This window comes from Shewanella sp. NKUCC05_KAH (assembly GCF_019345585.1).
Classification (GTDB): Bacteria; Pseudomonadota; Gammaproteobacteria; order Enterobacterales; family Shewanellaceae; genus Shewanella; species Shewanella oncorhynchi.
Genome location: NZ_JAHKQZ010000025.1, coordinates 1 through 12149 on the forward strand (window position 1 = coordinate 1; position 12149 = coordinate 12149).

At 46.5% G+C, this 12149-nt stretch carries 14 protein-coding genes; 6 read left to right on the forward strand and 8 right to left on the reverse strand.

What is annotated here, in order from left to right; all coding sequences use genetic code 11:
• Nucleotides 1-353 precede the first annotated feature (353 nt).
• Complete coding sequence (locus KO533_RS19335) at nucleotides 354-902, forward strand: gamma carbonic anhydrase family protein (RefSeq protein ID WP_173248524.1); 549 nt, start codon at nucleotides 354-356, stop codon at nucleotides 900-902.
• A gap of 134 nt (nucleotides 903-1036) precedes the next feature.
• Here KO533_RS19335 and KO533_RS19340 read toward each other — a convergent pair whose 3' ends face one another.
• The gene (locus KO533_RS19340) at nucleotides 1037-1312 is read right to left on the reverse strand and encodes a DUF1488 domain-containing protein (protein WP_113941387.1); all 276 of its coding nucleotides are present in this window, start codon (nucleotides 1310-1312) and stop codon (nucleotides 1037-1039) included.
• Nucleotides 1313-1317: 5 nt separating this feature from the next.
• Entirely contained in the window at nucleotides 1318-2166 is an 849-nt protein-coding gene (gene aroE, locus KO533_RS19345) for a shikimate dehydrogenase (protein WP_219255779.1), read from the reverse strand.
• A gap of 153 nt (nucleotides 2167-2319) precedes the next feature.
• Between aroE and KO533_RS19350 the strand changes: the two genes are divergently transcribed.
• Entirely contained in the window at nucleotides 2320-2757 is a 438-nt protein-coding gene (locus tag KO533_RS19350; protein ID WP_173248522.1) for a group II truncated hemoglobin, read from the forward strand.
• Between the two features lie 34 nt (nucleotides 2758-2791).
• Here the strand turns inward: KO533_RS19350 and hemF are convergent, their stop codons facing one another.
• The 6 genes from hemF to KO533_RS19380 form a co-directional block, all read right to left on the reverse strand.
• On the reverse strand, nucleotides 2792-3700 hold the full coding sequence (hemF, locus tag KO533_RS19355; RefSeq protein WP_105253029.1) for an oxygen-dependent coproporphyrinogen oxidase: 909 nt from the start codon (nucleotides 3698-3700) through the stop codon (nucleotides 2792-2794).
• 25 nt (nucleotides 3701-3725) lie between these two features.
• Nucleotides 3726-4292: an L-threonylcarbamoyladenylate synthase gene (locus tag KO533_RS19360; RefSeq protein ID WP_105250832.1), complete on the reverse strand. Its 567-nt coding sequence runs from the start codon at nucleotides 4290-4292 to the stop codon at nucleotides 3726-3728.
• Nucleotides 4293-4439: 147 nt separating this feature from the next.
• Nucleotides 4440-5003 (reverse strand): type I DNA topoisomerase, encoded by a 564-nt coding sequence (locus KO533_RS19365; protein WP_105253028.1) that lies wholly within the window; start codon nucleotides 5001-5003, stop codon nucleotides 4440-4442.
• A 119-nt stretch (nucleotides 5004-5122) separates the two neighbouring features.
• Nucleotides 5123-5596, reverse strand: a complete 474-nt coding sequence (locus KO533_RS19370) for a DUF494 family protein (protein ID WP_006083793.1) — start codon at nucleotides 5594-5596, stop codon at nucleotides 5123-5125.
• A gap of 2 nt (nucleotides 5597-5598) precedes the next feature.
• Nucleotides 5599-6615: a DNA-processing protein DprA gene (dprA, locus tag KO533_RS19375; protein WP_219255753.1), complete on the reverse strand. Its 1017-nt coding sequence runs from the start codon at nucleotides 6613-6615 to the stop codon at nucleotides 5599-5601.
• An 83-nt stretch (nucleotides 6616-6698) separates the two neighbouring features.
• The gene (locus tag KO533_RS19380) at nucleotides 6699-7829 is read right to left on the reverse strand and encodes a LysM domain-containing protein (RefSeq protein WP_219255755.1); all 1131 of its coding nucleotides are present in this window, start codon (nucleotides 7827-7829) and stop codon (nucleotides 6699-6701) included.
• 125 nt (nucleotides 7830-7954) lie between these two features.
• Here KO533_RS19380 and def point away from each other — a divergent pair, with 125 nt between their 5' ends.
• From def to trkA, 4 genes are read left to right on the forward strand one after another with little or no spacing between them, the layout of a single operon-like run.
• On the forward strand, nucleotides 7955-8467 hold the full coding sequence (gene def / locus KO533_RS19385) for a peptide deformylase (RefSeq protein ID WP_006084795.1): 513 nt from the start codon (nucleotides 7955-7957) through the stop codon (nucleotides 8465-8467).
• An 8-nt stretch (nucleotides 8468-8475) separates the two neighbouring features.
• Entirely contained in the window at nucleotides 8476-9432 is a 957-nt protein-coding gene (gene fmt, locus KO533_RS19390; RefSeq protein WP_219255757.1) for a methionyl-tRNA formyltransferase, read from the forward strand.
• 2 nt (nucleotides 9433-9434) lie between these two features.
• Complete coding sequence (gene rsmB / locus KO533_RS19395) at nucleotides 9435-10721, forward strand: 16S rRNA (cytosine(967)-C(5))-methyltransferase RsmB (RefSeq protein WP_219255759.1); 1287 nt, start codon at nucleotides 9435-9437, stop codon at nucleotides 10719-10721.
• 15 nt (nucleotides 10722-10736) lie between these two features.
• The gene (gene trkA, locus KO533_RS19400; protein WP_105250826.1) at nucleotides 10737-12146 is read left to right on the forward strand and encodes a Trk system potassium transporter TrkA; all 1410 of its coding nucleotides are present in this window, start codon (nucleotides 10737-10739) and stop codon (nucleotides 12144-12146) included.
• Nucleotides 12147-12149: the final 3 nt, after the last annotated feature.

Genomic DNA, 12149 nt, shown 5'->3' on the forward strand with positions numbered 1-12149 from the left:
TAAAGAGCAACTCAACCTCATAAGAGAAGGTGAGTACCACACTGAGCGCCGAACGCTTCCAGTTGGCTAGGGCTGCGTATTCTACGCATTTCCCGTTTCGCGTCAAGGAGTATTTTACAACTTCTTGCTGCGCTTGAATTAAGTGCTTAAAAGCTAATCAATTCAACCTAATTCGTCAGCTGGCTTTCGCTGTCTGCCGTGTCAGTGGATGCGCATTATAGGGAGATTGAGAAAGTCCGCAACCCCTATTTTTAAGATAATTGTCATTTTCTCACTGTTCGTTGGATATTTGACCTGACCCGCTAGTTTTTAACCTTTATAATGCTAAAAACCACTCAATTAGGGACTTTTCTATGTCAGGGCCACTCAGAACTTACCAAGGTATTCATCCTCAATTAGGCAATAACGTATATGTAGATGAAGCTTCGGTGCTTGTTGGCGATATTGCGTTAGATACTGATGCCAGTATTTGGCCTATGGTGGCGGCGCGTGGTGATGTTAACCATATTCGTATTGGTAAACGCTCGAACGTACAAGACGGTAGCATATTGCATGTAACGCGTAAGTCAGCTGCTCGTCCCGATGGTCATCCACTGATTATTGGTGATGATGTGACTATTGGTCACAAGGCTATGCTTCACGGTTGCAAAGTCGGTAATCGAGTATTAGTAGGCATGGGTGCGATTATTCTCGACGGTGCGATTTTAGAAGATGATGTGATCTTAGGTGCTGGTTCTTTAGTGCCACCGGGCAAGGTATTACAGAGTGGCTATTTATATGTAGGCAGCCCAGTTAAGCAGGCTCGCCCATTAACGACTGCCGAAATTGCCTTTTTGCCAGAATCTGCCGACAACTATGTCAGACTGAAAAACGAATACTTAGTTGAGTTACAAAACATCTAATCACTTATAGCCAATCTCTTATAGTTAGTCGCTTAGTGTCACTATAGCTATATAATAAAGGCGGTAGAGACTCATTGAGTCTCTACCGCCTTTTGCTATTCGCTGATTCAGAAAACTATCTAAGTTCGATAAGTTTAGCCTAAGTGTACTGCCCCAAACTCATCAAACTCTTCGGCTTCAATTAAGTCTTCCGCCATTTCTTCGGCATCAAATCTCACCGCATCAAACAATGCCAGCATAGCGGCGGCTTCATTGGCACTCGGCTGTTCAGAGAAATCATTCAGCTCGGCTAACTTATTCACACTGATATAGCACTTGATGTTCATCCCCTGTGACTGCGCGATAAAGCAGACTCGCTTGTGGGCGTCGTCCCAATATTGCAGTTCGGGAAAAAGAATACTTTGATTCATGCTTCCTACTTAGGCTCGGCCATTAGTTTATCCCTCAAAAGATTTAATACCACTTGAGTGTCGGGCTCGATACCTCGCCATAGGGTAAAACTCTTAGCCGCTTGTCCGACTAACATGCCGAGCCCATCAATAACCTTAGCTGCACCTTGAGATAGCGCCCATTGGTTAAAAGCGGTGACCGAGGCGCCGTACATCATGTCATAACAAACAGTTTGGGTAGTGATGATATGCGCTGGCAAAGTTGGCAACTCGCCCGCAAGACTCGCCGAAGTTGAATTGATGATGACATCGAACTCGCCCACAAGCTCATTCATTTCTACGGCGGTGACTCTATTTGCGAAAGCACCGTTATCCACCGAAGTAAAGATATCGACCAGAAGCTGTGCCTTGGTGTGAGTGCGATTACTGATGATCAGCTGCGCAATTCCCGCATTTAATAACGGCAGAATACAACCGCGCGCCGCACCACCAGCACCAATAAGTAACACGCGCTTATCTTGCAGGCTGCCTAAGTTAGCGATGAGATCGGCCACCAGCCCTAAACCATCGGTGTTATCACCGCGAATAGTGCCATCGGCCAATAAACTTAAGGTGTTTACCGCGCCAGCAAGCTTGGCCTCTGGGCTGAGACTGTCACACAGCGCAAAAGCTTGCTCCTTAAAAGGCACTGTCACATTCGCGCCCTTGCCGCCCGCATTGAAAAACGCCGTCAATGAGGCTTCAAAACCATCGACCGGAGCAAGAATGGCTTCATAGGTTAATGACTCTTGGGTGGGCGCAGCAAATTGTCCATGAATGAACGGCGATTTACTGTGGCTAATTGGATTGCCAAACACTGCGTATTTGTCTGTCATAGCGATATTAAATTTTAGGTTCAATGGCTTTGCAGTCTACCGCGCTTTTGAGCCTAGGCAAGACGAATTATGTTCAACTAAATTTCACGTTGGGTTTCACGCTATAATGCGCCATCGGCTCAATACTCTCTATTTTAGTGAACGACTATTCCAATGAACTGGCTTAAAAAGATTTTTAGCAAACACACTCCACCGCAGGATGATCGCGATCCGAGCCAATCTAACGCTTACGACTTAATCGGCGGCGAAAAAGTGATCCGCGCTATCACCAAATGTTTTTATCAGAAGATGGCAAGCTCTGCAGAAACGACAACACTGCTTGCCATTCATAGAGCGCCAATTGCGGAATCAGAGCAGAAGTTGTTCGAATTTTTAAGTGGTTGGCTCGGCGGGCCGCAGCTCTATCAGCAGAAATATGGTCATCCCGCATTGCGAGCACGGCACATGCATTTCGCCGTCGATGAGGCGATGCGGGATCAATGGCTGTTTTGTATGAAATTTGCGATTGAAGAAAACATTAATAAGCCAGAGCATCGAGCCGCCATCTTTGAGGCGATTTCAACTCTGGCTGATCATATGCGTAATCAATAAAGTGGACATCGCATCCACTCTTTAAGATTAATGGCTAAACCCAGTCACGGGGTTTGAGGTAGTTATCGTACAAATCTGCCTCAGGGCTTCCCGCCTCTGGTGTATAAGCATATTGCCAACGTACTAATGGCGGCATCGACATTAAGATAGACTCGGTACGGCCGCCCGTCTGTAGGCCAAACAAAGTGCCTCTGTCGTAGACTAAGTTGAACTCAACATAACGACCACGACGATAGAGTTGGAACTGACGCTCACGCTCACCGAATTCAGTCTCTTTACGACGCTCGACAATCGGCGCATAGGCCGTTAAGAAGCCATTACCTACAGCTTGCATAAAGCTAAAGCTTTGCTCGAATCCTGCTTGATTCAAGTCATCGAAAAACAATCCACCCACGCCGCGGGTTTCATTACGATGCGGTAGGAAGAAATACTCATCGCACCATTTCTTATACTTGGGATAAACCTCATCCCCGAAAGGCGCGCAAATATCCTTAGAAGTCTGGTGCCACTCGCGCACATCTTCCTCGAACGGATAATAAGGCGTTAAATCAAAGCCACCGCCAAACCACCACACGGGATCGGCATCCTCTTTTTGAGCGATGAAGAAGCGCACATTGGCATGAGTCGTTGGGATATAAGGATTATTAGGATGAATCACTAAAGAAACGCCCATAGCTTCAAAACTACGGCCCGCTAACTCAGGGCGATGCGCCGTAGCCGACGCAGGCATAGCAGCACCAGTCACATGGGAAAAGTTAACCCCAGCTTGCTCGAACACTGCACCTTGGGTTAATACTCGGCTAGTACCACCACCACCTTCAGCGCGAGTCCATGAATCGGCGGCGAACGTGGCTTGGCCATCCAGCGCCTGTAAACCAGCACAAATTCGGTTTTGTAGATCGATTAAAAACGCTTTTACCACTGCAACATCAGGCACACTCATCTTGTTATCCTTATTATTGGTTTGCTCATTGTCCATTTCGTAAAATCTTGCCGCTTCGCGCATCGATAATGGTCGAGGGCTGACGTTGCTCACCGAGTTCACCTAATACGAGTGCATCAATTTTACCTGTAAAATCTGCGAGAATTTCATCGGCAGTTAATGCAGGATCTTCACCCGCAAGGTTAGCGCTAGTCGACACTAAAGGTTTATTGAGCGCGCGGCACAGGGCTTGCACCCCAGTATGGGCTGATACTCGCACTGCAATAGAGTCAAATTCACCACAGAGGTATTTTGAAACCTGCGCTTTGATTGGCATTACAAAGGTAAAAGGCCCCGGCCACTTGGAAAATGCAAACTCGAGCTGCTCAGCCGTTAATTGCGATTCATCAACATAAGCTAAAAGCTGCTGAAAATCACTGGCGACTAAGATCAGTCCCTTTTGCCATGGGCGCTGTTTTACCGCCAATAACTTTTGGATAGCGGTGTCATTATCGGGGTCGCAACCTAGGCCATAAACGGCCTCAGTTGGATAAGCGATAACACCACCGTTAAGCACAATATCTTTTATGTCAGATGGGTGCAGCTGCAACATCTTAGGATCACCTTTTGAGTATTGTCGATTTCAACAATCAAATTATTGGATAAATTCGAATACTGACCGCCCCATCAGCGGTCAACCGAGGATTATACGCAAGCCACTTTCATCGGCCAAATATTAAGATGCAGGTCACACAATAAACTAAAGTGGTCTTTTGTATTTACAGCTTTTTTGCGGGCATTCTAAACGCATCCCAGCCGCACCTTTACGCTCGACTAAGATCCCAAAACCACAACTCGGGCAAGCTTCAGCAACCGGAGGATAATTCACAATAAACTTGCACTTAGGGTAAGCACTGCAGGCATAAAAACTCTTTCCGAAGCGACTCGTTCTGTGCTCAAGCTTACCCGCTTTGCATTCAGGGCAAGGAATGTCAGGCTTATCACTCGCTTGATCCTGTTTTTCAATATGCGTGCAGCTAGGATATTGCGTACACCCAATAAAGATCCCAAAGCGCCCTGACTTTACTGCCAGTTCGTGACCGCATTCAGGACATACAGAACCTTCAATCACTTGAGTTTCAATAGATTCGTGCTGCACTAAGGGTCGAGTGTAATTACAGCTAGGGTAATTATTACAGCCAATAAAACCACCGTGCTTACTGTGTTTGACCGATAACTCGCTGCCACATTCAGGGCAAAGTTCGTATTCTTTTTCCAGTGCGTGTTCGTGGGCACTAAATAATTGTTCATCAATCTTAGACATAATCATTCACCACCTGTCGTAGCGCATTAGGATATCAAGCGCAGTGCCATCAAGGAATTTATGGCATCAAAAAAGGAGGTCTTAGCCTCCTTTCTCTCATAATTCATCTTTCACAACAATTAAGAATGCAGTCGGCCTTCGGGCTGTTCGAAGATTAAATCTTCCATTTGCTCATAAGCGGACTCATGGCCAGGAGCATTAAACAGCACCATTAAGATAACCCATTTGAGATCTTCTAAAATCAGGGTTGGTTCATCCAACTCCATCACTCTATCGATCACCATTTCACGGGTTTCGACATTCAGCACTTTAACTTGCTCTAAAAACAACAAGAAACCGCGGGATTCTACATCCAGCTTGTCCATTTCGTCCTTTGTATAGATACGAAACGAATGCTGATCGTGATTACAAAGATAAGGTTTATCGCCTTCTTGTAATTCAGCTAAGCGCTCTAACCAAGTTAACGCTTTTAAAATCTCGGATTGATGAAATCCGGCACGAGTGAGTTCCTTGGTTAACTCGTCTTCATCAACTAGTAGTTCAACTTCACTGTGAACATAGTTTTCAAATAGATACATGAGGATATCAAACATGGCTAGCTCCTCTTTACTCTGACGTAACCACCGGGTACTGCTATTACCCAACCTTGCAACTCAAGTTCAAGCATTTGTTCTAACACCAGATCTATCGTTTTTCCACTATGTTCAACGACTGCATCAATTGATGTAGTTTCATAACCTACACTAGCTAACAGAGACGAAAATGGCAAATTACAAATCTCGCCTTGCTGTATATGGTGGCATAACTTCAATTCTTCAAGGTGGAAAGCGGTTAAACTTGCCAACTCTTCCACTATATCGGCAGCGGTTTCCACAAGCTTTGCTCCATCACGTAATAAATCATGGCAGCCTTGATGGTAACCACCTAAGATTGAGCCCGGAACGGCAAACACCTCACGCCCTTGTTCCATCGCCAACCTAGCAGTGATTAAAGAGCCGCTTTTGCGACAGGCTTCAACCACAAGAGTACCTAAAGATAGACCGCTAATAATGCGATTTCGTTTCGGGAAATTACCCGCAAAGGGACCAGTATCAGGCCAAAACTCGCTAAGTATACAGCCTTGCCGCTGAATATCATGATAAAGCTGTCGATGTTTTCGTGGATAAATGATCTCTATGCCCGTTCCTAGTACGGCAATAGTGCACCCTTGATGCTCAACACAGGCTTTATGGGCCGCCCCATCAATCCCCATCGCCATGCCACTACAGATACCAAATCCCATTGAGGACATCTCAGCAGCCAGTTGATAAGCGACCTGCAATCCGCCAGGAGAAGCATTACGACTGCCAACAATCGCAAGATAAGGAAGGGCTAACGCCTCTAAGCAACCTTTAACGAACAGGACAGCGGGCGGATCTGAGAGTTGTTTTAATAATGGGGGATAAAGCGGATCAGAGAAACAAAGCAGATGATGATCGGCGGCTTGCTGTTGCCATTCGAGGGCGACATCCACTTTTTGATAATCAATAACAAGGCTATGGAGCAGATGATCAGATAAAGGTAGCGCTTGTCTCTCATGCTCTAACCTTTGTCTGAGGTCGTCCACTTCCATGTGCGTTAATAATTGTTGGATCCGAGCGGGTCCTAGCCCAGATACAGCACAAACAACTAACCAATCGACCAAATTTTCAGAGATTATAGACCTCTTAAGGCTAAAGATTCTGGGGCGATTAACTTATCGTCGACACGAACAGGCCGCTCGGTGGAGACAATCAAACCTAAGCTCGCCTTATCAAACACTTTAAACACTAACAACTTACCATGATAAACATCCGGCATCTTAACTGCACGATCCGAAGAGACTGACGCCATTAGGTTATCATAGGCAGTACGTTCAATTGCAGGGACAGGCGTACCGTCATTGTTGATAACAATAACCTCACCATCACGATAAATAGAAAATACCACCCCAGGCTCGACGCCATCCTGAGTGCCTTTATCTAAGTACACGACATTCAACTTACCCGCTTCACGCAAATTTGATTCTGTCGCTAACACTAAAGCCGGTATCTTTAATTCCGCAGGTTTAGGAGTAAAGTAAGCTGACATCAAGGAATCACTTTCCATCGGCAATACTCTGAAGCCTGCTTTGGTTTCGCGAAAGCTCGTTAGCAACTTAATTTTTGAAACCTTACCAGACTCAATCACTTGCCCAGTAGACGACAAAATGGCTTCTTGTCCTAACGCTTCGCCTGACTCTTTATTGAAAAACTCGCGACCACGTTCGTAAATACCATATTTTTGGTTTATTGGCAGTTCAGCATCAATATAAATCACATCACCCACAATATGGTGACGCGATGGACTTTCACCTGCCAGCACCATAGGTTGCTCAGTAAGCCAGTGAGTCTCGACGACCCGATTCTGCACTAAATATTGTTCAATCAAGGCTAAATCAACGGCTGGAATAGCATTACTCTTAGCAATGACACGTCCCTCGGGACTCTTTCTTACATGGGGTTTAGCACTATCGACAGTAGCACCATTACGCACAAGGCGGGGCTGACCATCAATAAATACCAGAGTGAGTTGATCTCCAGGGTAAATAAGGTGGGGGTTAGCTATCTGTGGGTTTACATCCCAAAGACTCGGCCATTTCCATGGGTCATTCAGAAACGCGGCGGAGATATCCCAAAGAGTATCGCCCTTTTTCACTACATATGACTCAGGATGCCCCGTCTTAAGCGTCAGGGTATCTGCGGCAACAAACGTGCAATTGAATGTCATTAACGCGAGTAAAATTAACCGTTTCATGGGTATTTCCATGTTGTTTAACTCTTAATTTGAGCTTTTACTGTTATTGATAGGCACTAAAGATTAAAATTAACTCATTAGCATCAGTCAGTATAACTAACTGGCAGAGATTTGACAGACTTGTTAAGAGTTTATGTATGGCACAATTAAAAGTATTACAATTTCCTGACGAAAGATTGCGGACACAAGCCACACCTATCACAGAGTTTAATGCCGAGCTGCAAACTCAAATTGATGATATGTTCGAAACCATGTACCAAGAAAAAGGTATCGGTCTGGCCGCGACCCAAGTGGATTACCATAAACAACTTATTGTCATGGACTTACAGGATGAAGTCGAACGACCCAAAGTGTTTATCAACCCCGAAATTATCGCCAGCAGCGGTGACTTCTGCAATGAAGAAGGTTGCCTGTCGGTTCCGGGGATTTACGCCAAAGTCGATCGCGCCGAATTTGTCACGGTAAAAGCCTTAGACAGGCACGGTAACGAATTTATAGTTGAGGCCGATGAGTTATTTGCCATTTGTATTCAACACGAAATGGATCACCTCAAAGGCAAATTGTTTGTCGATTATTTATCGCCGCTAAAACGTCAGCGGATCAAACAAAAACTTGAAAAAGCGGCCCGATTGGACGCCAAAGAAGCATAGGATCAGATTTGAAACCACTCAACATCATCTTTGCCGGAACACCGGATTTTGCCGCTCGCCACTTACAAGCACTTTTAAACTCACACCACAATGTGATTGGCGTTTACACTCAGCCCGATAGACCCGCTGGCCGCGGCAAGAAACTGACCGCCAGCCCAGTAAAAGAACTCGCTATCGCCAATAGTATTCCAGTGTTTCAACCCGGCTCATTACGTAAAGAACCCGCACAACAAGAACTTGCCGCACTCAACGCCGATATCATGGTGGTCGTAGCCTACGGTCTGATCTTGCCAAAAGTCGTGTTAGATACACCGCGTTTAGGTTGTATTAACGTTCATGGTTCTATTTTGCCACGCTGGCGTGGTGCCGCACCGATCCAACGCGCACTTTGGGCCGGCGACAAAGAAACTGGCGTAACCGTTATGCAGATGGATGTGGGTTTAGATACTGGTGACATGCTGCTTAAAACCTATCTGCCGATCGAAGATAACGACACATCAGCCAGCCTTTACGAGAAACTGGCAGAACAAGGTCCCGTTGCCCTATTGCAAGCACTCGAAGGTTTGGCAAATGGCACCTTAACTGCTGAAAAACAAGATGAAGCCTTAGCGAACTACGCAGAAAAACTCAGCAAAGAAGAAGCCAGACTCGACTGGAATAAATCCGCTAAACAGTTATGGCAAGAAGTCCGCGCCTTTAATCCTTGGCCTGTGAGTTACTTTGAGCACCAAGGTAACACTATTAAAGTGTGGCAAACCCAAGTCAGCGAAACCACCAGCACAGCTGCTCCGGGCACTATTATCAGCGCCAGCAAAAAAGGCATAGACGTTGCCACCGCTGATGGTGTGTTAACCCTGCTGAGTATGCAGCTTCCGGGGAAAAAGCCACTCAATGTTGCCGATATTCTCAATGCTCGAGGTGAATGGTTTAGCCCGAATACTCGCCTCGCAAACGAGGCACAATAATCATGAACTTGCGCGCGCTAGCTGCGAAAGCCATCTTCGAAGTATTAGAAAAAGGCGTGTCACTGTCAGTGGCATTGCCTGATCAACAAAAACATCTTGCCAGTGGCAAAGATAAAGCCCTACTTGCAGAGATCTGCTACGGCGTGATGCGCACTCTGCCGCAAATAGAAAAACGCATCAGTGAATGCCTAGATAAACCACTTAAAGGCAAACAGAGGATTATCCACCAGCTCCTGATCGTAGGTTGCTATCAACTGTACTTCACTCGTATTCCAAGCCACGCCGCAATTTCAGAAACCGCCGAAGCCTGTCGCCAGTTAAAATTTGAAGGCATGGTCAAAGTGGTTAATGGTGTACTGCGCAACATTCAGCGCCAGCTATCGCCGCTAAGCACAGAATCAGATACCTTAAGCTATAACACACCCGCTTGGTTAATTAAGCGCTTAAAAGAAGCCTATCCCGAGCAATGGCAAGACATCATTCAACAAAGCCATGAACGCCCGCCCATGTGGCTGCGTAACAATCGCTTATCCCAGAGCCGTGCCGAATACCTCGCTGCTTTAGCCGAAATAGACATTGAAGCGAGCGAAGGCAGCAGTGCCGATGCCATTCTCCTAGCGCATCCAAAGGATGTCGCCATTCTGCCACGCTTTCATGAAGGTGCTGCATCAGTGCAAGATGGCGCGGCACAATGGGCGGCGACATTACTTGCCCCGCAAGCGAATGAATTAATACTCGATGCCTGCGCGGCACCCGGTGGCAAAAGTTGTCACTTACTCGAACTTGAGCCGAGTATCAAATTAGTCGCTGTTGATTTTGATGCCAAACGCCTTGAGCGTGTGCAACAGAACCTTGACCGCTTATCATTAAAAGCGGAGCTTATCCATGGTGATGCGGCCAACATAGACTCATGGTGGCAAGGCGGACAATTTGATCGTATCTTACTGGACGCGCCTTGCTCAGCCACAGGAGTGATCCGCCGCCATCCCGATATTAAATGGTTGCGAAAAAACCATGACATCGAAGAGTTGGCTGAACTACAACAGCAAATTCTCGATCATTGCTGGAAGTGGCTAAAACCCGGTGGCACGCTTCTTTATGCCACTTGTTCGATTTTACCGCAGGAAAACCGCGACCAGATCAGTGCGTTTTTAGATAGAACGGTAGATGCTAAGCTAGACACACTTGCCCAGCAAAATTCGCCACTGGATATAGGTTGGCAAATCACGCCAGGACAAGACAATATGGATGGGTTTTATTATGCCCGTTTATTGAAAGCGACTGATTAGGAAGTAAGCAAGGCCATGAAAATTATCATATTAGGTGCGGGTCAAGTTGGGGGAACCTTGGCCGAAAATTTGGTGGGTGAGAACAATGACATCACCATTGTCGATTATGACAAATCCAGATTACGCGCCCTGCAAGATAAATATGACCTTCGCGTCGTAGCGGGCCATGCCGCTCACCCTGATGTGCTCAGAGAAGCAGGCGCAGAAGATGCCGACATGCTTATCGCTGTAACCAATAGTGATGAATGTAATATGGCTGCCTGCCAGATTGCCTATACCCTTTTTGGTACGCCGACTAAAATTGCCCGTATCCGCTCAGAACCCTATTTGGCGATGCGCGATAAACTCTTTATCGACAGTGAAACCAAAAATAGCGATGGTCGTCCCCGTGGCGGCTTCGTGATCGATGAATTAATCGCCCCTGAACAGTTAGTGACCGCTTACATCCAGCGACTCGTAGAATATCCAGGCGCATTGCAAGTGCTTGAATTTGCGGAAGGCCGGTTGAGCCTAGTGGCTGTTCGAGCCTATTACGGCGGCCCACTGGTGGGGAATGCATTAGCGGCACTTCGCGAACACATGCCCAATATTGATACCCGGGTCGCGGCGATTTTCCGCCAAGGCCGCGCTATTATGCCTCGCGGAACGACCATTATCGAAGCCGATGATGAAGTCTTCTTCGTTGCAGACAGTCGCCACATTCGTGCTGTCATGAGCGAAATGCAAAAACTCGATAACTCCTACCGCAACATTATGATCGCCGGTGGCGGTAACATAGGCCTAGGTTTAGCAAAACGCCTTGAGCGCACCCACTCGGTCAAACTGATTGAGCATAAATTAGAACGTGCAGAAGCCTTATCGGAGCAGCTGGAAAATACCACAGTGTTCTGCGGTGATGCCTCAGATCAAGAATTACTGCTCGAAGAACACATAGACCAAACCGACGTATTTATTGCGGTCACCAATGACGACGAAGCCAATATTATGTCCGCCCTGCTAGCAAAACGTATGGGCGCGAAAAAGGTCATGGTGCTTATTCAACGCGAAGCCTATGTGGATATAGTGCAAGAAGCCAACATCGATATTGCAATCTCACCACAGCAAGCGACGATTTCAGCACTATTAACTCATATTCGTCAGGGTGATATCTGTAACGTTTACTCTCTACGTCGTGGGGCGGCCGAGGCAATTGAAGCCATCGCCCACGGAGATGCCAGCACTTCTAAAGTCGTTGGCAAAGCCATTGGTGATATTAAGTTGCCACCGGGGACAACGATTGGCGCCATTGTCCGCAATGATGAAGTGCTGATGGCCCACGACAAAACCGTGATAGAGCAAGGAGATCACGTGATCTTGTTCTTAGTGAATAAAAAGTTTGTCGGCGAAGTCGAGAAGCTTTTCCAACCAAGTGCTTTCTTCTTCTAAGAA

What these genes read in the sequence shown, in the direction of transcription:
- KO533_RS19335 (WP_173248524.1), top strand. Translation starts at nt 354, where the DNA reads ATGTCAGGGCCACTCAGAACTTACCAAGGTATTCATCCTCAATTAGGC.
- KO533_RS19340 (WP_113941387.1), bottom strand. Translation starts at nt 1,312, where the DNA reads ATGAATCAAAGTATTCTTTTTCCCGAACTGCAATATTGGGACGACGCC.
- aroE (WP_219255779.1), bottom strand. Translation starts at nt 2,166, where the DNA reads ATGACAGACAAATACGCAGTGTTTGGCAATCCAATTAGCCACAGTAAA.
- KO533_RS19350 (WP_173248522.1), top strand. Translation starts at nt 2,320, where the DNA reads ATGAACTGGCTTAAAAAGATTTTTAGCAAACACACTCCACCGCAGGAT.
- hemF (WP_105253029.1), bottom strand. Translation starts at nt 3,700, where the DNA reads ATGAGTGTGCCTGATGTTGCAGTGGTAAAAGCGTTTTTAATCGATCTA.
- KO533_RS19360 (WP_105250832.1), bottom strand. Translation starts at nt 4,292, where the DNA reads ATGTTGCAGCTGCACCCATCTGACATAAAAGATATTGTGCTTAACGGT.
- KO533_RS19365 (WP_105253028.1), bottom strand. Translation starts at nt 5,003, where the DNA reads ATGTCTAAGATTGATGAACAATTATTTAGTGCCCACGAACACGCACTG.
- KO533_RS19370 (WP_006083793.1), bottom strand. Translation starts at nt 5,596, where the DNA reads ATGTTTGATATCCTCATGTATCTATTTGAAAACTATGTTCACAGTGAA.
- dprA (WP_219255753.1), bottom strand. Translation starts at nt 6,615, where the DNA reads ATGGAAGTGGACGACCTCAGACAAAGGTTAGAGCATGAGAGACAAGCG.
- KO533_RS19380 (WP_219255755.1), bottom strand. Translation starts at nt 7,829, where the DNA reads ATGGAAATACCCATGAAACGGTTAATTTTACTCGCGTTAATGACATTC.
- def (WP_006084795.1), top strand. Translation starts at nt 7,955, where the DNA reads ATGGCACAATTAAAAGTATTACAATTTCCTGACGAAAGATTGCGGACA.
- rsmB (WP_219255759.1), top strand. Translation starts at nt 9,435, where the DNA reads ATGAACTTGCGCGCGCTAGCTGCGAAAGCCATCTTCGAAGTATTAGAA.
- trkA (WP_105250826.1), top strand. Translation starts at nt 10,737, where the DNA reads ATGAAAATTATCATATTAGGTGCGGGTCAAGTTGGGGGAACCTTGGCC.